The following is a 21,813-nucleotide window of genomic DNA, read 5'->3' as shown; positions in this document are numbered from 1 at the left end:
ATTAAAGGATAAGAATAAAATGATAAAAAAATGGATGTTAGCCCTGCTATTAAGCTGGCCTGTAGTGGCATTGGCCGCCCCCGCGAGCAGGATTATCGCCCTGTCGCCCCATGGCGTTGAGATGCTTTATGCCATTGGCGCGGGTGATAATATTGTCGCCACCACAGATCACGCCGATTTTCCCGAGGCGGCAAAGCAGATCCCCCGCATCGGTGGCTATTATGGGATTCAAATTGAGCGGGTGATTGAGCTCAACCCAGACTTAATTGTGGTGTGGGGCAGTGGCAATAAGGCCGAAGAGATTGAGCGTCTAAGCCAATTAGGCTACCCCATTTATAACAGCGACCCTAAATCGTTGACCGCAGTGGCAGAGGATTTACTGGCATTGGGACAGCTCACCGGCCATGAGGCGCAGGCGCAAAAGGTGGCCAGCCAGTATCAGCAGCAGTTGCAACAATTGCGACAGCAAAACCAAGATAAGCCACAGGTGAAGGTGTTTTATCAGTTATGGTCGACGCCGCTAATGACGGTGGCCAAAGGCAGTTGGATAGAGCAGATCATCGAGGTGTGTCATGGCGAGAATGTGTTTGCCGATGCAGCCAGCGCCTATCCGCAGGTGAGCCTCGAAGCCGTGCTATTGAAGATGCCACAGGTGATTTTGCAAAGCCAAGATAAAGGCAATGTCAATGGGGTAGACTGGTCGAGTTGGCAGGAGATCCCGGCGGTAAAACAGCAGCACATTTATCAACTTAATGCCGATTTATTACATCGCGCTGCGCCGCGCGCTATCTTAGGTATCCAGGCGCTGTGCCAAGCGCTAGATAAGGCGCGCTCATAAAGTGCGGTGATTAACCCCTTGCCCGTTATTTGCTAAAAGGAATATGCATCATGACCATTTTATTAACGTGTTTATTGTTAGCCATGTTACTGCCTTATTTGGCCAAGGGGCCGGTGGCGGTAGCTATGGCAAAGTTGGGGGGCTATGACAATCATCAACCTAGAGCCCAGCAAGCGCAGTTAACTGGCTTTGGCGCGCGAGCGGTCGCTGGGCATCAAAATGCCTTTGAATCGCTACTGATTTTTGGCTTGTCGGTGTTGAGCGTGATCGCGCTAGATAAGGTGAATGACACTGTGGCGTTACTTGCTGTGGGGCATATTATTGCGCGGGTCGCTTACCATATTTTGTATCTGCTGGATAAAAGCACCTTACGCTCGCTCGCTTGGTCGGTTGCCATCGGCTGCAGCTTTGCCATTTTTGCTCAAGCCTTTTAATGGTCTTTCATCGGCCGATTGCCGCTGCTATCGGCGCTTGGCTCAGATTAGCTTGGCTTAGTTAAGATTAGCTTGGCGTGAGCATAAGCGTATCGTGCCCATAAAAAACACCGCCGTGATGGCGGTGTTTTGTTATCTAGCTTGGCCATTAGCCCAAGCCCTAACGTGGTGTGCGATTTTCATCGCCCAGTGAGTAAGCTCTGGCATATCGACAGTCACGCAAGCCTATAGGCTGTTTGGCTTAGTCTTCGACTTGCCACTCGATGCGCTCGCCTGCGCGAATCGGCACCACACCTGTCTCACCCAGTGGATAAGTGGCTGGCACATCCCAGCTGCGTTTTACTAGGGTGATGGTGTCGCTGTTGCGCGCTAGGCCGTAAAAGTCAGGGCCGTTGAAGCTGGCAAATCCTTCCAGCTTATCGAGTGCATTAACCGACTCAAATGCCTCGGCGTACAGCTCGATAGCCGCATGAGCGGTATATGAGCCGGCGCAGCCACAGGCGGCTTCTTTACGATCTTTGGCATGAGGCGCCGAATCTGTGCCTAAGAAGAACTTTTTGCTGCCACTGGCCGCCGCAGCCAGCAGTGCCTGCTGGTGAGTGTTGCGCTTTAAAATGGGCAAGCAGTAAAAATGCGGACGAATACCACCGGCTAACATATGGTTACGGTTATACAGCAAGTGATGGGCGGTGATGGTTGCGGCCACATTGTCTGGCGCGCTCATCACAAAGTCGACCGCATCCTTGGTGGTGATATGTTCAAGCACAATTTTCAGCTTGGGAAAATCCTGCACCACTTGCTTTAAGGTGTTCTCGATGAAAATGGCTTCTCTGTCGAAGATATCGATTGATGAGTCGGTGACTTCACCATGGACCAAAAACAGCATCCCCACCTCTTGCATCGCCTCAAGCACTGGGTAGATGTTGTTCACATCGGTCACGCCAGAATCTGAGTTGGTGGTGGCGCCCGCAGGGTACAACTTAGCGGCAACCACTTTGCCAGAGGCTTTGGCGGCGCGAATATCCTCGGCCGTGGTGTTGTCGGTTAAATACAGCACCATTAACGGCTCAAAGTTGGTGGTGGTGACCGCTTTGATACGCTCATAGTAGGCCATGGCGCTGTCAAGGTTAGTGGCGGGTGGCACTAGGTTTGGCATGATGATCGCGCGGCCCATATAGCGGCCAGTGTCTCTAACGGTATCGGCAAGCACGTCGCCATCGCGTAGGTGAACATGCCAGTCGTCGGGGCGAGTAATGGTTATTGTGGTCATTGAGGTATCTTTCTTTGGCGTAGAGTGGCTGGATCTTATGTGGCTAAGCGAGCGCTGTAAAGAGCCAAAAGGGCACTTATTGACGCTCAATCGGCGATAAATCATCTGTTTATCTCCTTCTTTAGTCATAATTACGACGGTTTCACATCATTAACCCATTAACTGTGTTACTCCAATATGAATAATGAAAATTTGATCTCTTAGATTTTTCTAATAAAAGGATTTTGCATGTACCTATAGATGTAATACACTCGTCGGCTCATAAAAACTGAGCTCGTTGCCTTGCACAACCGCTGTTAGTCGATTGAGGCAGGCCAATCAAGCTAAGGGCTCAGTTACTCGAAAAGCCGAAGCACCCGGGGCACCGCGACATAGGCCAAGGTGAATTTGAATCGCAAGTCAGGAGACAGTAAATGAACAAGTTATTGATTATTGGTGGTGTTGCCGGTGGGGCATCGGCTGCGGCTCGCGCCAGACGATTAAGTGAAGATGCTGAAATTATTATGTTTGAGCGCGGCGAATATGTCTCTTTTGCCAACTGTGGCTTGCCTTATCATATCAGTGGTGAAATCAGTGAACGTAGTGCCTTAGTGTTGCAAACTCCAGAGAGTTTTAAGGCGCGCTTTAATGTGGATGTACGGGTGCAGCATGAAGTGCTTGCTATCGATAAGACGGCTAAAACAGTGACGGTTAACAATTTACGCACTGGCGAGCAGTATACCGAGCACTTTGACGCCTTAGTGTTGTCACCGGGCGCAGCGCCTATTACGCCGCCGATCCCAGGGCTTAATAATCCGCTGACGTTTTCGCTGCGTAATATCCCAGACATGGATCGCATTTTAGCGGCATTGAAACAGCAGCAACCGCAACATGTGACAGTGGTGGGCGGCGGCTTTATTGGCCTAGAGATGATGGAGGCACTGCGCCATCTGAATATCGAGGTCACGCTGTTGGAGTTGTCTAATCAGGTGATGATGCCAGTGGATCTTGAAATGGCTAATCTGCTCCATCAAGAAATTGTTGAGCATGGCGTAGATTTACGTTTGAACTGCGGCCTTAGCGCTGTTGAGCAAATCGAAGGTGGTTTACAGCTTTCGCTGAGCACAGGTGACACATTAACAACGGGCATGTTAATTACCGCGATTGGGGTCAAGCCTGAGACACGTCTTGCGGTCGAAGCCGGATTGGCGATTGGCGAGTTGGGCGGCATTTTAGTCGACGATAAGATGCGTACCAGCGACAGCGCTATTTTTGCGGTTGGGGATGCTGTTGAGGAGTTTGATTTACTCACAGGTGAGAAGGCATTAATCCCACTGGCAGGCCCTGCAAATCGTCAGGGACGCATAGCCGCCAATAATATTTTCGGTGCTGATGATAGCTACAACAAAACCCAAGGCACGGCGATTTGCCGCGTGTTCGATCTGGCGGTAGCCAATACCGGCCTGAATGAAAAACGCCTGCAAAAATTAGCCATCGGCTTTGATAAAATTTATGTACATGGTGCTAGCCATGCCAGCTATTTTCCTGGGGCGCATCCGGTGTCATTGAAGCTGCTTTACAGCACTGAAGATGGCAAGATTCTAGGCGCGCAGGCCGTGGGTAAAGATGGGATCGATAAGCGCATCGATGTGCTGGCCGTCGCGATTAGAGCTGGGCTGACGGTTTATGATATGCAAGATATGGAGCTGACTTATGCGCCGCCTTTTGGCTCGGCTAAAGATGTGCTCAATCAGGCGGGTTTCGTGGCCGCCAATATCTTAAAGGGCGACAGCCGAGTGTGTCATAGTGAAGAAATTGATGCTCGCAACCCTGCGCAGTGGCTGCTTGATATTCGTAATCCAGGTGAATTAACCAAGATGGGCGCCATTGAAGGGGCGGTCAATATTCCGTTAGATCAATTGCGCGATCGGTTAGATGAACTGCCTAAAGATAAAGAGATCTTAGTATTTTGCTATGTTGGCCTACGCGGTCACGTGGCATACCGTATGTTGGTTAATCATGGCTTTAAAGCCAAAAACTTAACCGGGGGTTACAAAACGTACTTAATGGCCAATGCACGTTATTAAGGCGCGTATCTAGGCTCATTCGACTTAAATTGATTGAGCTTATTAAATTTTATAAGTTATTGAAGGTGAAAGGAGTATTCGATGTTTTCATCCTATGTTATTGCATTATGCGGTGGCGTATTAGTGGGGCTAGGGGCGATTTTACTGCTCCTGCTCAATGGCCGCATTGCCGGCATTAGTGGCATTTTATCGGGCGCGCTATGGGGCAGCGATGACAGCAAGACCCAAGCCAAAGGCTTGGGCTGGCAATGGTATTTTCTGGGCGGGTTATTGCTCAGTGGTGCCATCATGGGCGCACCGCTTGAGGCGATATTTGGCCTTGCGCCTATCGAGTTAAGCTCGGTGTCGCAGTCGACTCCGTTACTGCTTATCTCGGGTGTTTTAGTGGGATTAGGCTGCGCGATTGGCAGTGGCTGTACGAGTGGCCACGGCATTTGTGGCGTTGGCCGCTTATCGCCCCGCTCGATGGTGGCGACACTGGTGTTTATGCTGATGGGTGTTATTTCTGCGGTATTTTTCCACTAAGGTGTTGAGATGAAAAAGATTGTTGCACTATTTTGTGGTGTATTATTTGGTACAGGTTTAATGCTCTCTGGGCTGGCCGATCCCGCTAAAGTGATTGGCTTTTTAAATGTGAGTCTACTGCTGAGCGGCGAGTGGGACCCGACCTTGCTGTTTGTGATGTCTGGCGGTTTGGCAGTTTATTTACCCTTGTATCTGCTGGTGGTTAAGCCTCGTGTGCAGGCTAAGCTTGGCCCCGTATTTGATAAGTGTTACCACCTGCCCACCAAGCGCGCTATTGATGCGCCCTTGGTCATTGGGGCTGCCTTGTTTGGTTTAGGCTGGGGCATGATAGGTATCTGTCCTGGGCCATCGATTGTTAATTTAGCCCATCTGGACCTGCCTATGGTGTTATTTGTTGTGGCGATGATCGTCGGGGCCTATATTGGCCGGCAGATGAATCGAACCCTGCCACTGACGGCCAGCAGTCGCCAGTAGTGTTGCTTATCAACAGCAGTAAAAAGCCTCCTAACGGAGGCTTGTTGTCTATTGGAACAGGGCCTATCGGGGCGAGCTTATTGAGCGGCGGCTTTTATGGCTAACGCCAGAGCATACAGGCCGTTAGTACGAGATGGGCTCAGCTGACCGGTGAGGCCTAACTGGTCAAAATAGGCATTAATATCCAGCGCTGCGATGGTTGCACTGTCTTGGCCATGGGTGACGGCAAGCAGTAAGGCGACTAAGCCTTTAACGATACGGGCATCGCTGTCGGCCACATAATAGTGTTTGTTGTCGATACCGATGTGATACAGCCACGCGTTACTTTCGCAACCTTCAACCTTAGCTGTCTCAGTGCGCAGGCTCTCATCGAGTGTCGGTAAGGTTTTACCCAGTAACATGATCTCACGATAACGCTCTTGCCAGTTGGCGGCGGCATTAAAACGCTTTATGATCGCCTCGCTATCGAAATGCTGGGCTAAAAAGAGGGCCTCGGCCGGTTGTGGAGTGGCTTGCGTCATGGAAGTCCTTAAATTATGCAATGGGCCGCGCTTTACAGCAGCAGGTCTTTGACTGAGGCAAGCGCCTCGATAAAACGGTCGATATCTTGCTTACTGGTATACACCCCAATAGAGGCGCGGCAGCAGCCGTTAAGCTGTAAGGCGTGCATCAGCGGCATGGCGCAGTGGTGGCCGCAGCGCACCGCAATACCTTGTTGATCCAGTAAAATCCCCACATCTTGATGGTGCTCGCCAGCAAGGTTAAAGGCCACCGCGCCAATATTATCCTCATGGGCACCGTATAAGGTGATATCGCCTACATCACTCAGCCTGCGTTGCAGGTACAGCAGCAACTCAGTTTCACGTTGTTGTGTCTGCACTTTATCTAAGCCTGCAATAAAGCGTATCGCAGCCCCCAGGCCGATAACGGCGCTGATCGCAGGCGTGCCGGCTTCCAGTCGGTTAGGTAACGAATTAAATTGGGTTGTTTCAAAACTAACCTGTTTAATCATCTCACCGCCCGTGAGCAGTGGGCTGAGGCTATCGAGGCGTTCAAAGCGGCCATAGAGAATGCCAACGCCAGTTGGGCCATACATTTTATGCGCCGAAAACAGGTAAAAATCGCAGTCGAGTGCCTGCACATCCACCGACAAATGCGCAATGGCCTGCGCGCCGTCGATCACTGTGATCGCCCCTGCTTGTTTTGCTTGTTTAACCATCTGCTGCACAGGATTGACCGTACCAAGCACATTAGACACATGTCCAAGGGCGACGATGGCAGGCTTATCGGCCAGTAGCCGCGCGTAGGCGTCTTGGTCGAGGCGCTGTTGTGCATTGAGCGGAATAGGGACAATCCTTGCGCCAGTGCGCTGAGCGAGCATCTGCCATGGCACTATGTTGGCGTGATGGGCGGCGCTGTCGATTAAAATAGTATCGCCTTTGCGTACCTGCTCACTCAATCCGTGGGCAATCATGTTGATGCCTTCGGTGGTGCCATGGGTAAAGATGATCTCTTCGCGGCGCTTGGCATGAATAAAGCGCTGCACGCTGTCGCGCACCGCTTCATAACTGGCGGTGGCTCGGCTCGATAACTGGTGCGCAGCGCGGTGTACATTGGCATTATCGTGTTGATAATACTGAGTCATCGCCTCTATCACCGCTAATGGCTTTTGGCTGGTGGCGGCGGTATCGAGGTAACACAGCGGGTAATCCCCTAGAGTTTGAGCAAGGGCGGGAAACTGCGCGCGCAGTTGAGTTAAGTCCATTGGTGGTTCCGGCAGCAATAAATAAACAGGCGCTAGGATCTTGGGAGATCTTAGCGCCTATTGCAAGCTTTTGTCACATCCCTTGCCCGTTAGGGGCAGGGCAGGCGATAGCGATCGGCTAGTTCGTTGAGTCTGGCCAGTAACGGCTCGCTCAGAGTGACATTGAGACTGTCGATATTCTCTTTGAGCTGCTCAAGGTTGGTGGCGCCAATGATGTTAGAGCCGACAAATTTTCGGCTGTTGACGAAGGCCAAGGCCATTTGCGCTGGACTTAGCTTAAATTCGCGCGCCAATTCCACATAGGCTTGCGTCGCTTCGAGCGCTAATTGGGTACCGTTATAACGGGCAAAGCGCTTAAACAGCGTCATGCGCGCGCCTTCGGGCCATTGGCCGTCGAGGTACTTGCCACTTAGGGCACCAAAAGCCAGTGGTGAATAGGCCAGCAGCGGCAACTCTTCGCGGTGGGCGATTTCGGCCATGCCCACTTCAAAGCTACGGTTGAGTAAGTTATAGGGGTTTTGCACGCTAATGATGCGTGGTAAGCCATGTTTTTCTGCCAGTTGCAGATATTTCATCAAGCCCCAAGGGGTTTCGTTAGAGACGCCAATGTAGCGAATTTTACCGGCGCTGATCAGCGAGGCTAAGGCTTCTAGGGTATCGATGATCGGCGTGAGTTTTTCTTGCTCTTGCTGCTCGTAACACAGTTCACCAAAGAAGTTGGTGTTTCTGTCAGGCCAATGCAGTTGGTACAGGTCGATGGTCTCAACCTGTAAGCGACTCAAAGAGTCATCGACCGCTTGGTGAATATTACGCCAGTCCAATGCCATATTGGGACGAATATAATCGCTCTTGCCACCGGGAGCCGACACTTTAGTGGCGATCACTAGGTTGTCGCGATTGCCACGCGCCTTGAGGTATTGGCCTAATATGCGCTCGGTCTCCCCTTGAGTTTCGGCCTTGGGGGGCACCGGATACATCTCGGCGGTATCGATAAAGTTGATGCCTTCGCCGATGGCGTAATCGAGTTGAGCAAACGCCTCACTTTGGGTATTTTGCTCGCCCCACGTCATGGTGCCCAGGCAAAGTTGGCTGACGTTGAGGTTAGAATGCGGGAGTCGTCTATAGTCCATGAAAGTCTCCGAAATGCACAACAATAATGTTTAAAACTAGGGGGCAGTGGCTGTTGTAGGGGGATTGGCTTTGCGGGTAAGATGAGGCTTTAAGGTCATCATTGTTGTCTTACCTAGCGGCCCTACCATGGCCAAGAATCGCGCCCCTTGGGCTTAACAGCATGAATCGGAAAAAACTCATCTGTAAATACCACTAGACCCTATCAATCTTTATTGTAAAACACTAGTTAATTTGTTGCCCCACAATTCAATAATGTATCTCAATGATTTTAATGTTAATTGTGCGGTCAAAGTTTGAGCAGCATAGGGAGTTCACAGGCATCATGGCCAGTGTCGCCTAAGGGCTGATTTAGGTGTTCGAAGCCCAGTTTTTCATATAATACCAAGGCTTCTTTGAGGCAGGCCGTGGTCTCTAAGTAACAGGCTTGATAACCTTGCTTGCGGGCAAACTCTAGCGCTTGCAAGGCTAAACGCCGCGCAAAGCCTTTGCCGCGTAAGCTGGGCAAAAAATACATTTTTTGCAGTTCACAAATTCCATCATGGTCGGCTAATGGCGCGATCCCCGCCCCACCTAATACTTGTCCATTGTGAGTGATGACCCAGTAGTGGGCATCACTCATCTCATAGACCTGATACAAGCTGTCGAGAGTGGGGTCGGCAACCCCATAGCCTTTATCTGGTGTGAGGCCATATTCGGCCGACACACAGCGGATTACCTGGGCGATGTGAGGGTTATCGTTTGGAGTTATACTGCGGATCGCAAAGTCTTGTTGCTGCTCGGCATAGGCGATAGCCCGCGAATACAGGTTTAACGAGTCGGTGAGCTGACTCACTTGTGCCGCAGAGAGCTGGGCGAGGATCTGCTGATATAAGGTATTTTGTTGCTGATTAAGGTTTTTGAGCTGGCGTTTACCTTGGGGTGTCAACTTGCATAATGAACTGCGGCTGTCTCTGGGGTTAGTGCGGCTTTGTGCGAGTCCTTTTTCACACAGTTGGCTGACGGCGCGACTGGCATTGGACTTGTTGATATTAAGCAGCTGTGCCAGTTGATTGACCGATAATTCTTGGTTACTGAGCTCGATTAATGCATGGGCTAGCACAGGTGATAAGTTTAACGGCATACCATCGGTGTTGAGCATTCCCAATTGCCTGACTAAGCGGCGTGATATTTTTCGTAACGAGGAGCAGGTTTGCGGTAACCCTGTCTCCGTTAGTTGTGAGACATTATCAAGAGAAGTGATGCTATTGTCAGTCATTGGCTATCCGTTGTCATTCATAGGTGGGTTGCGCGAATCGTCGCCTAGCAAGCGATTGAGGTTATCATAAGCATGCTACCGATAACGTGCGTATCCTATTTAGTTGCAATGGATACCTAATTTAGACGGCTTATTTTTTAAATGCAAGCCTTTGCTAATATATAGCCGCCATGACCATGGGGCGGCTAAGTTTGAGCCTTAAACATAAACCTGTGGATTTAAAATGGGGGCCATTGCCAACACAATCGCTTGGGTGTAAACGCTTTCGCGACTGGCTTTACCATCCGTCAGTAGGCCTATGGCACCGCCTTTTTGCTTAATGTTGACTGTGTTAAACAGCCTATCCATGACATCACCTAACTCTTCGCCGTCGACTAAAGCTTGATACACGGCAGTGGGAAGGGGCAGTTGGGCGCTACGACCGACAGACAGTTTGCCTTGATGGATAATGGCCATGTAAGCATAAGTGGCAGCGCCATGCTCGAAACAGTCAACACCGCCTTCCATGGCGATGTAGAGTTCGGCGCTTAAGTGGGGTTGTAGCTCTGCTTGTTGCTCACAGTAGCGCGCTCGGTTGATAGCGCCTGCGCGAGTCTCGCTATCTGTCATGGGCTGCGCAGCCACGCCAGAAGGGGCGTGGATACCTTGGCTGATGATCTGCGCCTGCGGAAAGAGCAAGGCGATGGCATTGTGCGCCGCGGTAATTTTTACTGGATTCGTCGAACCGACGGTAATACGAATAGGACTCTCTGTCACAAGCGGGGGCATGAACTCATCTCGAATTAACTGTGTTTTAGCCACTATTTTGCCATAGCCGCGACCATAGTGCATGAGCTTGGCTAGATTTTGTCACGATTGTAACATTTTCGGCAGAGTGGCGACCTAAGTTGCACGGTCAATACAATGTGATCTTGGTTGGGGTTGGCGTTGCTTTTGCTGGTGCGTGTCTCGCTTTTGCTTGTGGCGTGACAAATATCGTTATTTAGCTTTTACGCAATTACTGTGTTGCCCAGCCAGGCTGGCTTTGCGGTAGCGCAACTGTTAACGCTAGGTGTATATAAGTTAATCCTGCATTACCAATATGAAAAATTACTACAGCTTTAATTGAACACCGATCACAATATTAGCTGATTATGAAATTTCATTACAAAATACCGTGTCAGATCAATTTTTAGTGCACTTTATCCTATATTCTGTGACCGAATTTAGTCGTACTGCTAGGAAAATCCTAGTCAGTCGTAGCAAAACATAAGATGCCTTGAGCATCAATAAAGGTCACATTTATGCAAAATGAAGCGACAGTTTCTCAAGTGTTAACCCCGGCTCCGTCGAAGTGGACCCGTACCGATACAACTTGGATGTTAAGCCTGTTTGGCACTGCGGTTGGTGCTGGTATTTTGTTCTTACCGATTAATGCCGGTATGGGCGGTTTTTGGCCTCTCGTGATGATGGCGTTGATCATCGGTCCTATGACCTATTTAGCCCACCGCGGTTTGTCACGCTTTGTATGTTCGTCACAAAAGCAGGGCAGCGACATTACTCATGTGGTTGAGGAGTATTTTGGGGCCGGCGCAGGTAAAGCGATCACTGTGCTGTACTTCTTTGCGATTTATCCTATCGTACTGATTTATGGCGTTGGTATCACCAATACTGTCGACAGCTTTATCGTCAATCAGTTAGGCATGGCATCGCCACCACGCTTTATTTTGTCAGGTGTGTTGATCTTAGCCATGATGGCGGTGATGGTGTCTGGCGAGAAATTTATGCTTAAAGTGACCCAGCTATTGGTGTATCCATTAGTGGGCATCTTGGCCTTCATGTCTTTGTACCTCATCCCAAGCTGGAAAACCGATGCCTTGATGCAAGTGCCAGCTACCGCTGACTTCTTAGGCACTGTGTGGTTAACCATTCCGGTATTAGTGTTTGCCTTTAACCATTCACCTGCTATTTCACAGTTCTCAGTATCGCTTAAGCGCGAGCATGGTCAGAACGCGGCGAAAAAAGCCGACGTGATCTTGCGTAACACCAGCATGATGTTGGTGGGATTTGTGATGTTGTTTGTGTTCTCTTGTGTGCTATCACTCAGCCCTGCGCAACTTGGCGAAGCCAAAGCGCAAAACTTACCTATCCTATCGTACTTGGCCAACGTGCATGCGAGCGGTTTTGTCAGCTACTTTGGTCCTATCATTGCGGTTATCGCGATTGTTTCTTCATTCTTTGGTCACTATATGGGAGCGACAGAGGGGATGCGCGGCATCATCACTCAACAGCTTCGTAGCGCAGATAAAAAAGTCAGTGACAGTAAGATTGATAAGTTTATCTTGGCATTTATGTTCCTCACCATCTGGGGCGTGGCGATTATCAACCCAAGTATTCTTGGCATGATTGAAGCGTTAGGCGGGCCAATTATTGCGGCTATCTTATACCTAATGCCTATGTACGCCGTATACAAGGTGCCAAGCTTGAAAGCCTATCGTGGCCGCATTAGCAATGTGTTTGTGATCATTGCGGGCTTGTTGGCAATGACAGCCATTCTCTTTGGCATGCTGTCTTAAGCTACTGATTGAAGGCCGCCAGCTCAGTTATGGCTGGTCGGCCTCATAAGTGTAAGGTCTATTATGGTTAGCGCATTTGATATTTTTAAGATAGGTGTGGGTCCCTCGAGCTCACACACTGTCGGGCCGATGAAGGCCGCCAAAGGGTTTATTGACGACTTGCGTCAACGAGGCGAGCTGACTCAGCTCACACGAGTGACCGTAGATATTTACGGTTCCTTATCGTTAACGGGTAAGGGACACCATACTGATAGTGCCATCATCATGGGGCTGGCAGGTAACTTACCTGAAACGGTCGATATTGATTTAATGCCTGAGTTTATTCGCCAAGTGGAGCTGACATCAGCATTGCCACTGGGGGCCGAAGGCCACCGAGTCGACTTTCCCAAGGACGCGGTGGTGTTTCATCAACACGCCTTACCCCTGCATGAAAACGGCATGACGCTCAGTGCTTGGATAGGTGACACCTGCACCTACAGCCAAACCTATTATTCGATTGGCGGCGGCTTTATTGTCGATGAAGCCCATTTTGGTTTAGCCGCGGCCAATGAGATTGTCGTGCCTTATCCTTTTGCGTATGCCAGCGACCTGCTGAAATTGTGCGATGAGACCGGCATGAGCATCAGTGCCATTATGATGGCCAACGAGAAGGTGCTGCGCAGTGAGCGGAGCATACTCGACGGATTTGGCGCGATTTGGCGCACCATGAAAGAGGGCATTGAGCGCGGTTGTCAGAACGAAGGGGTGTTGGCAGGGCCACTGCGCGTGCCACGTCGTGCGCCGGCGCTGTTTCGCCAGTTAGTGACTAACGAGCGTTTATCATCGGATCCTATGGTGATTGTTGATTGGATCAACATGTTTGCCTTAGCGGTGAGCGAAGAAAATGCCGCTGGTGGCCGCGTAGTGACATCGCCCACCAATGGTGCGGCGGGGATCATTCCGGCGGTGCTGGCCTATTACGATAAGTTTATTCAGCCGGTGGGCGAGAAAGAGTATAGCCGCTTTTATCTTGCTGCCGGAGCCGTTGGTGGCTTGTACAAGCGTAACGCCTCGATTTCGGGTGCCGAAGTTGGTTGTCAGGGTGAAGTGGGGGTTGCTTGCTCGATGGCGGCCGCTGGGCTTGCCGAGTTGATGGGCGCTAATCCTTCTCAGGTGTGTATTGCTGCCGAGATTGGTATGGAGCACAACTTAGGTTTAACTTGTGATCCGGTTGCAGGCCAAGTGCAGGTACCTTGTATCGAGCGTAATGCGATTGCTGCAGTTAAGGCGATTAACGCGACTCGCATGGCGATGCGCCGTAACAGCGAACCTAGAGTCAGCTTAGATAAGGTGATTGCCACCATGTACGAAACTGGCAAAGATATGCATGTTAAATACCGTGAAACCAGCCAAGGTGGATTGGCGATTAAGGTCACCAGTATTTGTGCCTAATCATTAATTTCTAGCCGTTAGATAATGACTAACGCAGAAGAACAAACGCCCCTGAGACGATAAGTTGACTGGGGCGTTTTTGTTGGTGCAGCGAGACTATTTCTCTTCGTACATCAAGTAGTAGCTTTGCTCCATCCCCAAGGCTTGATAGGTTAGCTGCGCCTGAGTATTTTCCTGCTCGACATACAACCTAAAGCTCGCAGCGCCGCCATTTTGCGCGGCAAGATCTTTCACCGCCTGATAGAGTTTGGCGTAGATCCCTTGGCGTCGATTTTGCGGGCGAATATAGACGCTCTGGATCCAGTAATAATCTTTGGCGCGCCAATCGCTCCACTCAAAAGTGACCATCAGCGACCCGACAATCTCGCCCTCCACTTCTGCCACCAGATAAAAGCCTTTTTCTGGTTGCTTGAGTAGGGTTTTTACGCCCTCTGACAATACCTGTTCATCGAGGCTTAAGCCCTCGGTTTCATGGGCCATCGCCTGATTAAACTGCACTAAGGCATTCAGATCTGATAATTGGCCTTGTCTAATTTGCATGCTTCTCTCCTGTTAATAAGGGCGCTACTTTAGCATGCTTTGCTAGTGAAATTGAGTGCAATATCCTCGAACGCGCCTACGACTAAAGTCTAATTCTGCTAAACTTTAATAATGACGTTTTACTCTATTGTTATAGGTGAAGACATGCAGCAACGTAAACCCAATAGTGGTCATTACTATGGCGTTAAGCCGGCGGGGCAGCTAGCCATAAAACATCATAAAATCAGATTATTAACCAATCAATCTTATCAAAGTAACATTATCCATCATCGGCTGCACTTTATGCTAACCCTGTTAAGCTTTGGCTTGTGGGGCATAATATGGTGGCAACTGATATTAAAGTCTCAAGGTCGGCAAGGGCAGTTTTTTTATGGCTTTGACGATGCCTATTGGAGCCACTTGATTGAGCGCGAGCAACCGCCCGCCGCGTTGCATCAATTACACTTTGACCAACAGCCGCCGCGCGCACAATTCGATGCTTAGCTGGCTGTGATGTGAGTGGGGGTACAACCAAAGTATTATGTGCTAATATCGCCGGCCTAATTGTGCTTTGATGGCTAACCGCTTCGGCGTATTGCGTTAGCATAGTCTCAGGCTTAATCTCTCTACACTCAAGGTTAATAACATGTCTCAAAAAACCTCATCTTGGCTAGGCCGAGCCTGGTCTGGCTGGATGTCTGTGCCTTTGTGGCTGCAAATTCTTATCGGTATGCTACTTGGGATCTCGGTCGGTATCGGTTTAGGTGAACAGGCTGTGGTGTTAAAGCCCATAGGCACTCTGTTTGTTAACACCATTAAAATGCTTATCGTGCCGTTAGTCTTCTGTTCGTTAATTGTCGGCGTCACCTCAATGCAAGACACCGCCAAGATGGGCCGAATTGGCTTTAAGTCGTTTGCCTTTTATCTCGGCACCACATCGATTGCGATCACAGTCGGGCTGGCGGTAGGTTACCTTTTACAACCGGGAGCGGGCTTAAATATGACGCCCGATGCGGGCGTCGCGGTGGCGAAAGAGGTGCCATCGGTGATGCAAACCTTGATCAATATTGTGCCAACCAATCCCGTGGCGGCGTTAGCCAGTGGCCAAATTTTACAGGTGATCGTGTTTGCGGTGGCGCTGGGTATCGCCTTGGTGCTGATTGGTGACCATGGAAAGCCTGCGATTAAGGTGTTTGAGTCATTGGCTGAGGCCATGTACAAGCTTACCGATATGATCATGAAACTGGCACCCTATGGGGTGTTTGGCTTAATGGCGTGGGTTGCTGGCCAATACGGCGTCGATATGCTGATGCCGCTTATTAAGGTGATTGTGGCTGTTTACTTAGGCTGCGCGCTGCATATTATCGGTTTTTACAGCATAGTGCTGACCACGGTGGCTAAGCTTAATCCATTGCAGTTCTTTAAAGGCATTCGCAGCGCCTTGGCCGTTGCCTATACCACATCAAGCTCGGCGGGCACCTTACCTGCCAGTATGAAGTGCGCCAGCGAATCTCTTGGCATTAATAAGAAGATCTCCAGTTTTGTGCTGCCATTGGGTACCACCATTAATATGGATGGCACCGCCTTATACCAAGGGGTGACAGCGCTGTTTGTGGCTCAGGCTTTTGGCATTGATTTAACGTGGGTGGATTACATCACCATTATTTTAACCGCGACGTTAGCCTCAATCGGCACCGCAGGTGTACCTGGTGCGGGACTAGTGATGCTGACCTTAGTATTAACCACTGTCGGCTTACCACTAGAGGGCGTTGCGATCATTGCTGGTATCGACCGTGTGTTGGATATGGCGCGTACGGTTGTCAATGTCTCGGGTGATTTAGTGGCCACAACCGTTATCGCTAAGTCTGAAAATGAGCTGGATATTGAACATTACAATGCCGATGCCGAGCAAAGTCAGATCATGGCCGATAAGGTTGAGCAGGCGGCACTGGAAAAAGCCAGCTAGGGGCTGTGATTCTTGAGGTGCACAGTCGCTTAAGCTAGCACTCATGCATCAACAACTGCTGCATAAAAAACCGCCGAGATGGCGGTTTTTTTATGGGCCTTGATGACGCAAAAGGGGGCGCTCACGCTTATTGCTTGCTTAGCACCAGTTGTGCTTCACCTTCGGCATCTTTAAGGACCAATTTGCCGTTTGCTGATTCGGCGGTAGTGATTTTGCTCATTGCTTGCATCACGCGCTGCTCTTGGCTCATCAGGGCTTCGATACACGCTTTCATGGTGCTACCTGCTGGCGATAGCGTTAGCTGCGTACCTTCAAGTTTATATTGGCCAAAAAACTGATTACAGCTGTTGTTACCACTCAAGGTGCCATCGGCGGCAAAGATCAACTGGGCCGGACTATAGTCGATCACGCTTTGTCCTTGAGCCGCTTCGATATGCCACGTCCCCTCAATAGCAATAGCGGGAGCGTCAACGGATGTACTTGTTTGACAAGCGGATAGGCCAAGTAAGGCACTGGCAATAAATAAAAGCTTCTTTGACATGATAGAATCCATAAAAATTGAACTGACTATTCTGACAACGTTAACCAGATTAAAAAAGGGTGATTAACAGTTTTTAAGATGATTTTTTATTTATACAGATTTTACTTGACTATAGCCAAATTAAATTACCCTCCAGTGACATAAGGAATATAAATATGATGCTAGCACTTAAAGTCGCCCATTGGGTTGGCGTGTTAATGTTGCTGAGCGGGTTGACGATTTATGGCTTAACCTCTCTGGCCCAGCAGATAGACGGCATATTACTGGTGTCAAGCCTGATAGGCCTAGGTCTAGTATTGATGTCGCCATTTCCGGTAGTGCTGTTTATTCAATGGGGGCAAAAGCAAGAAAAACAAGAGTAATGCTAGCACTTGGTGCTCGGTGTTATTTTAGGCTAAAAACATTTGCTTTTACCGTTTGTTCAGCGCGCAATTGGCTCTTCGCCAGCTCGATCATCGGCGCGAGCTTTGCGGAGGACTCGGGGGTAAAAAAGGCGCTGCCCGAATCGAGTCGTAATAACCCACTTTGCTGTTTAAGGCTTTTTTTGACTCGCATGACAATGTGGTTGAGATCGCGCTCAGAGTCGACAAACACCAATACCACAAATTGCGTCTGATTATAGTGAGCGGCAATATCGGCGATACGAATAGTGTCTTGAATAATGTTGCCAAGCAGTCGTATATGTTTGCCTTCGATGACGTTTAACATGGGGGTTGGCGATAACTCGAATAGTAATATTCCGGCGTGGACGCCGAAGCGGCGGCCCAAATTCAATTGTCTGGGGGCCATCATTATAAAGCCATAATGATTGAGCATGCCGGTTTCGCGGTCACGCATCGATAAGGATTCGAGCCTTTGGCTTTGGCACAGCAAGGCCAAATCTTGCTGTAATAATACTTGGAAGGGCTCTAGCATAAATGACTTGATGCTGGGGATCTCATCGCCTTGAGTATTAAGGACACATAGGCAACCAAATACCGTGCCGTCAGGCCAATGTAGGGGCCGAGATAACATATTGCGCGCCGAGGCTAAATCGTCAGGAAGTGGGATGTTTTGGCGACTAAAGTCAAGATTAATGCCTTCTGGTTGGCTGTTAGATAAGCGATTAAATAGCCCTAAATCAGCGGAGTAAACCGTACCTGCAAGGTATTTTGGAGTGTCATTAATCGAGCTGACTATGACCTCGAACCCAAGGTCGGTTTGCTGCACTACAAAGGCGACTTCCGCTTGGTAGTAACGCTTCATTAACTCGCACTGATGCATCCAGCGGACTAAGTTTATCTGTGCGTTGTAATTTTCAAGTATACTGGCGCCGGTATCGATATTTTCTGGCAGCATGAGGCAACTGAACCATTAAGGTAATAGTCGTCTAAGTGTGGTCGTGGAAGCGGTATTTAGCAAATCCTCCGCCTAGGGTGCCGAGGGTACTTTTTAGTCGATAAGTTAACGAGAAAACCATGTTAGTAAGACGGGCTCAACTGGCCGACGCTGCAGCGATTGCCTTATTAGAACGTGAGCAAATAGAAGCCGAATTGGATCCCAGCCAGCGTGGTGGCGTCATGACGGGGCAAGCCTTTTCGGCCGCCGACATTAGGGTATTAATCGAGCAACATTGGATAGTGGTTGCCGAGCAGCAAGGGGAGCTCATCGGTTATGTGATTGCTGGTAAATGGTCGTTTTTTGAATCGTGGCCTATTTATCGTCGTTTATTAAGCCGCTTAGGTGAGCACTGTGTGGGCAATACCCGCTTGAGTCTGCACAATTGTTGCCAGTATGGCCCCATTTGGATCCATCCCAACCATCGAGGTCAGGGGCTGTTTAGCGCTATGGTTTTGCAGTTAAAGCAAGAGGTGTGCTCGCACTATCCCTTCATGTTGACCTTTATTGCCGAAGATAATGAACACTCATTTAATGCCCACACCCATAAGGCGGCGATGCAAGTGGTCGACTTTTTTGGTTTTGATGGCCGAGACTATTACTTGCTTGCCTGTGCCACCCAAACATAACCTAAGTGATGCTAAGTAAGCCATATGCTAGGATAGCCCCCCCTAGTTGCATGATCTATCGTTCGAGGAAGTGACCATGGCACCCGTATCGCTGCCCCCTTTTGTGCAAGGCTTATTGCAACCCTATGCTGAGTTGCGACTGAGCGCTTATGATAATGTGAAGCTCATTCGCGCCCTGCTCGCCGAGCAAGGTAAGCGGTGTGACTGTTGGCTAGTGCCTTTTAGGTGGGAGAGCGCTCAGGCTCGAGAGCGTTATTTGGTGTGTTATCAGCAGTATTGGTTTGATTGTGGTTGGAGTAACGATTACAGCGCAGTCATTACCGCCGCCGAAACGCCAAGTGCCGAGCAACTGGCTTTAGCCAAAACGGTATCAGCGCCCACCTTAACGCTGCAACAGGTCTCTTTTATGTGTATGCAATACAGCCACTTTGACCATTGTTAAGCGAGTGCATGAACGCTCTGCTACCTTCCCAGAAAATCCCCCTAGCTAAGCGGCGATGTTAAGGCCCCCCTTTTAAGTTGCTATTAATAACGGGGCGGCGGTGATCGCTGCGCCTACCAGACACGTAATATCTCTATTTACTGTCAGCAGGGCGTCTGTATGTCTACCACCTATTCTATGTTGGGCTACGCGGGGTTATTGCCTTTTATTATCGCCACCGTCTTTATCTTGATGGGGATGCCGTTGCTGACCCTAGATCCCTTTATGCTGTTTGTCAGTTACAGTGCGGTCATCCTCTCTTTTTTGGCGGGCAGCTTATGGGGGCGACAGACTCATCAAGCCAACGGTATCAGCGATGATAAACAGCTGCTCACCAGTAATGTGATTAGCGTGTTGGCTTGGCTGGCGATCATCATTAACCAGTTATATGTCTCCTTGCTGATCTTAATGTACGGCTATGTGGTGATGTACCTAAAAGATAAGCGTCAATGTGAGCAGAAGGTGATTGCCGATGACTATATGGCGCTAAGGACGCGATTAACCGGGGTCGCACTGACGTGCCATTTAATTATTATTGTGGTGGGGGAGTAGATGAAACTGCGTATTTTTTATGATAGCCAATGTCCGCTGTGCGCCGCCGAAATGGCTAAACTGAGTCGCTGCGACAAGGCGGGGTTAATTGAACTTGCCGATTTAGCCGACGTTAATTTTGCCGAGCAATATCCACATATCGACGCCCAATATGCCAATCAGATATTACAGGGGGAAACCGACAAGGGCGAAATATTGCAAGGACTGGATGTCACTTATCTGGCCTGGTCGCTGGTGGGAAAAAAGCATTATGTGGCACCGTTACACTGGCCAATGGTTAGGCCAGTGGCCGATTTTCTCTACCTTAAATTTGCCAAGCACAGACATAAGGTGTCTTATCTGCTGACTGGTAAAAAACGCTGCGACAGTGGCCGCTGCGGCATATCATGAGCGGCGCGGATCAAGTGCATGGCAATTCGTTAATGACACAGAGCGAATTAATCAAAGACTGTGCATTAGTGATCGGTGCCAGCAGTGGTATTGCCAAAGCGCTAATAACCCAGTTGCGCCATGAATGTCCGGTTATCGCTATCAGTCGCCGCCTTGGGCATGATGTCGACCCTAAGCATCATGGCCGTGGCGAGGCGATTCACTCCCCAAGCCGTCACCACAGCGGTCATCATAGCCTTGAGTATTACCGCTGTGACAATAGCGATAGTGCCATCGCTGGGATAATTGCAACTCTGATGAGCCGTCAGGTGCGGGTCACTCGGGTGTACATTTTTAACGGCGTGCTGCATCAAGCGGGCCTGAGTCCAGAGAAACGTCTAGAGGAGATAAGCGCCGAGTCGATGCAAACTCTGTTTCATATTAATAGTGTTATCCCCATGCTTTGGCTCAAGCATTTATTGCCGTTGGTGAAAGGTCAAACGCCCTGCGTGGTGACTGTGCTGAGCGCCCGCATCGCGAGTATTAGCGACAATCGTTTAGGCGGTTGGTATAGCTACCGCGCCTCAAAAGCCGCGCTGAATATGTTGCTGCAAACGGCGGCGGTGGAGTATGCCAGACGGGCTAAAAATGTTGCCTTGTTGGCGTTTCACCCAGGGACAACCGACACCGAACTATCCAAACCATTTCAACACAATGTCGCTAAAGAGAAACTCTTTACCACCGAATTTGTCAGCCAGCGTCTGCTTAAGGTTAGCACTGGGCTTGCGCCATCGTCGCACGCCTATTTTATCGATTGGGATGGCAAGGCGATATCATGGTGAGTCTGTCATTGCATAGGGTTGTATTGCCCCCCATTTTTGTCGTTCATCAAGCTAAACCACCAATCTAAATAGCCAAGGAAGATATTCTGTAATGCATATTAGTCATGACTCATTAAGCCAATTAGAACGCCGTTATCGCGCGCAGTTAATCAATAGTTTGTCGGGGTTTAAAAGTGCTAACCTGATAGGTACCCAAGACACTTTGGGGCGCACTAATTTGGCCATCATTAGTTCAGTATTTCATTTAGGCGCCGATCCCGCGCTGGTGGGGTTTATTAGTCGTCCAGACACAGTGCAGCGAGACACCTTAGCCAATATTATTGCCACCGGCAGTTACACCATTAATCAGGTGAATAGCGATATTTGGCAGCAGGCACATCAAACTTCGGCGCGCTACGACAGTGGTCAGTGTGAATTTAGCGCGGTGGGGCTGACCCCAATGCATCAACCACAAGTGGTGGCGCCCTTTGTGACCGAGAGTCGATTAAAATATGCCGTGAAGTTAGAAAGTTATCAAACTATCGAACTAAACCAAACTCTGTTAGTGATAGGCCGAATTACCGATATTTGGCTCGATGATGTGGCGCTTAAGCCCGACGGCAGTATTGACATTGAAAGCTTAAATACCGTCTGCGTATCGGGTCTCGATTGCTATCATACGACCGAGCGGTTGGGGCGGCTGAGCTATGCTAAGCCAGATAAACCATCGGTTATCATCGATTAATGTGCGCAGGCTGTGACAAGATTCAGTCACAAAGACTGCTACCAAAAACAGCCACAAAAAAACCGCCAT

General features: G+C 49.6%; 25 protein-coding genes. 16 read left to right on the top strand and 9 right to left on the bottom strand.

The window, feature by feature from the left end; genetic code table 11:
- Window positions 1–19 precede the first annotated feature (19 nt).
- Window positions 20–838 (top strand): cobalamin-binding protein, encoded by an 819-nt coding sequence (locus AC5YBZ_RS14115; RefSeq protein ID WP_475514782.1) that lies wholly within the window; start codon window positions 20–22, stop codon window positions 836–838.
- 50 nt (window positions 839–888) lie between these two features.
- Window positions 889–1,272 (top strand): MAPEG family protein, encoded by a 384-nt coding sequence (locus tag AC5YBZ_RS14110; protein WP_494543075.1) that lies wholly within the window; start codon window positions 889–891, stop codon window positions 1,270–1,272.
- Window positions 1,273–1,513: 241 nt separating this feature from the next.
- Here the strand turns inward: AC5YBZ_RS14110 and pyrC are convergent, their stop codons facing one another.
- The gene (gene pyrC / locus AC5YBZ_RS14105) at window positions 1,514–2,542 is read right to left on the bottom strand and encodes a dihydroorotase (protein ID WP_494520978.1); all 1,029 of its coding nucleotides are present in this window, start codon (window positions 2,540–2,542) and stop codon (window positions 1,514–1,516) included.
- 413 nt (window positions 2,543–2,955) lie between these two features.
- Here pyrC and AC5YBZ_RS14100 point away from each other — a divergent pair, with 413 nt between their 5' ends.
- From AC5YBZ_RS14100 to AC5YBZ_RS14090, 3 genes are all read left to right on the top strand, one after another.
- Window positions 2,956–4,608, top strand: coding sequence for an FAD-dependent oxidoreductase (locus AC5YBZ_RS14100; protein ID WP_494543074.1), 1,653 nt, complete (start codon window positions 2,956–2,958; stop codon window positions 4,606–4,608).
- Between the two features lie 81 nt (window positions 4,609–4,689).
- Entirely contained in the window at window positions 4,690–5,133 is a 444-nt protein-coding gene (locus AC5YBZ_RS14095) for a YeeE/YedE family protein (protein WP_494543073.1), read from the top strand.
- 9 nt (window positions 5,134–5,142) lie between these two features.
- Window positions 5,143–5,607, top strand: a complete 465-nt coding sequence (locus AC5YBZ_RS14090; protein WP_494520981.1) for a DUF6691 family protein — start codon at window positions 5,143–5,145, stop codon at window positions 5,605–5,607.
- Window positions 5,608–5,684: 77 nt separating this feature from the next.
- Here the strand turns inward: AC5YBZ_RS14090 and AC5YBZ_RS14085 are convergent, their stop codons facing one another.
- From AC5YBZ_RS14085 to yjjX, 5 genes are all read right to left on the bottom strand, one after another.
- Window positions 5,685–6,128 carry a SufE family protein gene (locus AC5YBZ_RS14085; RefSeq protein WP_494520982.1) on the bottom strand — a complete coding sequence of 148 codons (444 nt, stop codon included), beginning with the start codon at window positions 6,126–6,128 and terminating at the stop codon, window positions 5,685–5,687.
- Between the two features lie 32 nt (window positions 6,129–6,160).
- Window positions 6,161–7,372, bottom strand: coding sequence for an aminotransferase class V-fold PLP-dependent enzyme (locus AC5YBZ_RS14080; RefSeq protein WP_494543072.1), 1,212 nt, complete (start codon window positions 7,370–7,372; stop codon window positions 6,161–6,163).
- 89 nt (window positions 7,373–7,461) lie between these two features.
- Window positions 7,462–8,502: an NADP(H)-dependent aldo-keto reductase gene (locus AC5YBZ_RS14075; RefSeq protein WP_494543071.1), complete on the bottom strand. Its 1,041-nt coding sequence runs from the start codon at window positions 8,500–8,502 to the stop codon at window positions 7,462–7,464.
- A gap of 287 nt (window positions 8,503–8,789) precedes the next feature.
- Entirely contained in the window at window positions 8,790–9,758 is a 969-nt protein-coding gene (locus tag AC5YBZ_RS14070; protein ID WP_494543070.1) for a bifunctional helix-turn-helix transcriptional regulator/GNAT family N-acetyltransferase, read from the bottom strand.
- A 198-nt stretch (window positions 9,759–9,956) separates the two neighbouring features.
- On the bottom strand, window positions 9,957–10,526 hold the full coding sequence (gene yjjX / locus AC5YBZ_RS14065) for an inosine/xanthosine triphosphatase (RefSeq protein WP_494521584.1): 570 nt from the start codon (window positions 10,524–10,526) through the stop codon (window positions 9,957–9,959).
- 515 nt (window positions 10,527–11,041) lie between these two features.
- Between yjjX and AC5YBZ_RS14060 the strand changes: the two genes are divergently transcribed.
- Window positions 11,042–12,313: a serine/threonine transporter gene (locus AC5YBZ_RS14060; RefSeq protein ID WP_494520986.1), complete on the top strand. Its 1,272-nt coding sequence runs from the start codon at window positions 11,042–11,044 to the stop codon at window positions 12,311–12,313.
- 63 nt (window positions 12,314–12,376) lie between these two features.
- On the top strand, window positions 12,377–13,744 hold the full coding sequence (locus AC5YBZ_RS14055) for an L-serine ammonia-lyase (protein WP_494520987.1): 1,368 nt from the start codon (window positions 12,377–12,379) through the stop codon (window positions 13,742–13,744).
- A gap of 96 nt (window positions 13,745–13,840) precedes the next feature.
- Here the strand turns inward: AC5YBZ_RS14055 and AC5YBZ_RS14050 are convergent, their stop codons facing one another.
- Window positions 13,841–14,284, bottom strand: coding sequence for a GNAT family N-acetyltransferase (locus tag AC5YBZ_RS14050; RefSeq protein ID WP_494520988.1), 444 nt, complete (start codon window positions 14,282–14,284; stop codon window positions 13,841–13,843).
- A 144-nt stretch (window positions 14,285–14,428) separates the two neighbouring features.
- Here AC5YBZ_RS14050 and AC5YBZ_RS14045 point away from each other — a divergent pair, with 144 nt between their 5' ends.
- Both AC5YBZ_RS14045 and AC5YBZ_RS14040 read left to right on the top strand, forming a co-directional pair.
- Entirely contained in the window at window positions 14,429–14,767 is a 339-nt protein-coding gene (locus AC5YBZ_RS14045; protein ID WP_494520989.1) for a hypothetical protein, read from the top strand.
- A 142-nt stretch (window positions 14,768–14,909) separates the two neighbouring features.
- Entirely contained in the window at window positions 14,910–16,229 is a 1,320-nt protein-coding gene (locus AC5YBZ_RS14040; RefSeq protein WP_494520990.1) for a dicarboxylate/amino acid:cation symporter, read from the top strand.
- Window positions 16,230–16,356: 127 nt separating this feature from the next.
- Here the strand turns inward: AC5YBZ_RS14040 and AC5YBZ_RS14035 are convergent, their stop codons facing one another.
- Window positions 16,357–16,770 (bottom strand): META domain-containing protein, encoded by a 414-nt coding sequence (locus tag AC5YBZ_RS14035; RefSeq protein WP_494520991.1) that lies wholly within the window; start codon window positions 16,768–16,770, stop codon window positions 16,357–16,359.
- Window positions 16,771–16,925: 155 nt separating this feature from the next.
- Here AC5YBZ_RS14035 and AC5YBZ_RS14030 point away from each other — a divergent pair, with 155 nt between their 5' ends.
- On the top strand, window positions 16,926–17,132 hold the full coding sequence (locus tag AC5YBZ_RS14030) for a hypothetical protein (protein ID WP_494520992.1): 207 nt from the start codon (window positions 16,926–16,928) through the stop codon (window positions 17,130–17,132).
- 22 nt (window positions 17,133–17,154) lie between these two features.
- Here AC5YBZ_RS14030 and AC5YBZ_RS14025 read toward each other — a convergent pair whose 3' ends face one another.
- Window positions 17,155–18,108: a GGDEF domain-containing protein gene (locus AC5YBZ_RS14025; RefSeq protein WP_494520993.1), complete on the bottom strand. Its 954-nt coding sequence runs from the start codon at window positions 18,106–18,108 to the stop codon at window positions 17,155–17,157.
- Between the two features lie 119 nt (window positions 18,109–18,227).
- Between AC5YBZ_RS14025 and AC5YBZ_RS14020 the strand changes: the two genes are divergently transcribed.
- The 6 genes from AC5YBZ_RS14020 (at window position 18,228) to AC5YBZ_RS13995 (ending at window position 21,744) form a co-directional block, all read left to right on the top strand.
- Complete coding sequence (locus AC5YBZ_RS14020; protein WP_494520994.1) at window positions 18,228–18,776, top strand: GNAT family N-acetyltransferase; 549 nt, start codon at window positions 18,228–18,230, stop codon at window positions 18,774–18,776.
- Between the two features lie 76 nt (window positions 18,777–18,852).
- Window positions 18,853–19,218, top strand: coding sequence for a hypothetical protein (locus AC5YBZ_RS14015; protein ID WP_494543069.1), 366 nt, complete (start codon window positions 18,853–18,855; stop codon window positions 19,216–19,218).
- 159 nt (window positions 19,219–19,377) lie between these two features.
- Window positions 19,378–19,809, top strand: a complete 432-nt coding sequence (locus AC5YBZ_RS14010; RefSeq protein WP_494543068.1) for a DUF3429 domain-containing protein — start codon at window positions 19,378–19,380, stop codon at window positions 19,807–19,809.
- Complete coding sequence (locus AC5YBZ_RS14005; protein WP_475514761.1) at window positions 19,810–20,199, top strand: thiol-disulfide oxidoreductase DCC family protein; 390 nt, start codon at window positions 19,810–19,812, stop codon at window positions 20,197–20,199. It begins immediately after the preceding gene.
- A 32-nt stretch (window positions 20,200–20,231) separates the two neighbouring features.
- Entirely contained in the window at window positions 20,232–21,020 is a 789-nt protein-coding gene (locus AC5YBZ_RS14000; RefSeq protein ID WP_494543067.1) for an SDR family NAD(P)-dependent oxidoreductase, read from the top strand.
- A 91-nt stretch (window positions 21,021–21,111) separates the two neighbouring features.
- Complete coding sequence (locus AC5YBZ_RS13995) at window positions 21,112–21,744, top strand: flavin reductase family protein (RefSeq protein ID WP_494520998.1); 633 nt, start codon at window positions 21,112–21,114, stop codon at window positions 21,742–21,744.
- The last annotated feature ends 69 nt before the right edge of the window (window positions 21,745–21,813 follow it).

The sequence above is a fragment of the Shewanella sp. 553 genome (genome assembly GCF_059338375.1).
The sequence above is the reverse complement of the archived record's forward strand: the minus strand, read 5'-3'. Positions and strand labels throughout refer to the sequence as shown.

What these genes read in the sequence shown, in the direction of transcription:
- AC5YBZ_RS14115 (WP_475514782.1), top strand. Translation starts at nt 20, where the DNA reads ATGATAAAAAAATGGATGTTAGCCCTGCTATTAAGCTGGCCTGTAGTG.
- AC5YBZ_RS14110 (WP_494543075.1), top strand. Translation starts at nt 889, where the DNA reads ATGACCATTTTATTAACGTGTTTATTGTTAGCCATGTTACTGCCTTAT.
- pyrC (WP_494520978.1), bottom strand. Translation starts at nt 2,542, where the DNA reads ATGACCACAATAACCATTACTCGCCCCGACGACTGGCATGTTCACCTA.
- AC5YBZ_RS14100 (WP_494543074.1), top strand. Translation starts at nt 2,956, where the DNA reads ATGAACAAGTTATTGATTATTGGTGGTGTTGCCGGTGGGGCATCGGCT.
- AC5YBZ_RS14095 (WP_494543073.1), top strand. Translation starts at nt 4,690, where the DNA reads ATGTTTTCATCCTATGTTATTGCATTATGCGGTGGCGTATTAGTGGGG.
- AC5YBZ_RS14090 (WP_494520981.1), top strand. Translation starts at nt 5,143, where the DNA reads ATGAAAAAGATTGTTGCACTATTTTGTGGTGTATTATTTGGTACAGGT.
- AC5YBZ_RS14085 (WP_494520982.1), bottom strand. Translation starts at nt 6,128, where the DNA reads ATGACGCAAGCCACTCCACAACCGGCCGAGGCCCTCTTTTTAGCCCAG.
- AC5YBZ_RS14080 (WP_494543072.1), bottom strand. Translation starts at nt 7,372, where the DNA reads ATGGACTTAACTCAACTGCGCGCGCAGTTTCCCGCCCTTGCTCAAACT.
- AC5YBZ_RS14075 (WP_494543071.1), bottom strand. Translation starts at nt 8,502, where the DNA reads ATGGACTATAGACGACTCCCGCATTCTAACCTCAACGTCAGCCAACTT.
- AC5YBZ_RS14070 (WP_494543070.1), bottom strand. Translation starts at nt 9,758, where the DNA reads ATGACTGACAATAGCATCACTTCTCTTGATAATGTCTCACAACTAACG.
- yjjX (WP_494521584.1), bottom strand. Translation starts at nt 10,526, where the DNA reads ATGCCCCCGCTTGTGACAGAGAGTCCTATTCGTATTACCGTCGGTTCG.
- AC5YBZ_RS14060 (WP_494520986.1), top strand. Translation starts at nt 11,042, where the DNA reads ATGCAAAATGAAGCGACAGTTTCTCAAGTGTTAACCCCGGCTCCGTCG.
- AC5YBZ_RS14055 (WP_494520987.1), top strand. Translation starts at nt 12,377, where the DNA reads ATGGTTAGCGCATTTGATATTTTTAAGATAGGTGTGGGTCCCTCGAGC.
- AC5YBZ_RS14050 (WP_494520988.1), bottom strand. Translation starts at nt 14,284, where the DNA reads ATGCAAATTAGACAAGGCCAATTATCAGATCTGAATGCCTTAGTGCAG.
- AC5YBZ_RS14045 (WP_494520989.1), top strand. Translation starts at nt 14,429, where the DNA reads ATGCAGCAACGTAAACCCAATAGTGGTCATTACTATGGCGTTAAGCCG.
- AC5YBZ_RS14040 (WP_494520990.1), top strand. Translation starts at nt 14,910, where the DNA reads ATGTCTCAAAAAACCTCATCTTGGCTAGGCCGAGCCTGGTCTGGCTGG.
- AC5YBZ_RS14035 (WP_494520991.1), bottom strand. Translation starts at nt 16,770, where the DNA reads ATGTCAAAGAAGCTTTTATTTATTGCCAGTGCCTTACTTGGCCTATCC.
- AC5YBZ_RS14030 (WP_494520992.1), top strand. Translation starts at nt 16,926, where the DNA reads ATGATGCTAGCACTTAAAGTCGCCCATTGGGTTGGCGTGTTAATGTTG.
- AC5YBZ_RS14025 (WP_494520993.1), bottom strand. Translation starts at nt 18,108, where the DNA reads ATGCTGCCAGAAAATATCGATACCGGCGCCAGTATACTTGAAAATTAC.
- AC5YBZ_RS14020 (WP_494520994.1), top strand. Translation starts at nt 18,228, where the DNA reads ATGTTAGTAAGACGGGCTCAACTGGCCGACGCTGCAGCGATTGCCTTA.
- AC5YBZ_RS14015 (WP_494543069.1), top strand. Translation starts at nt 18,853, where the DNA reads ATGGCACCCGTATCGCTGCCCCCTTTTGTGCAAGGCTTATTGCAACCC.
- AC5YBZ_RS14010 (WP_494543068.1), top strand. Translation starts at nt 19,378, where the DNA reads ATGTCTACCACCTATTCTATGTTGGGCTACGCGGGGTTATTGCCTTTT.
- AC5YBZ_RS14005 (WP_475514761.1), top strand. Translation starts at nt 19,810, where the DNA reads ATGAAACTGCGTATTTTTTATGATAGCCAATGTCCGCTGTGCGCCGCC.
- AC5YBZ_RS14000 (WP_494543067.1), top strand. Translation starts at nt 20,232, where the DNA reads ATGACACAGAGCGAATTAATCAAAGACTGTGCATTAGTGATCGGTGCC.
- AC5YBZ_RS13995 (WP_494520998.1), top strand. Translation starts at nt 21,112, where the DNA reads ATGCATATTAGTCATGACTCATTAAGCCAATTAGAACGCCGTTATCGC.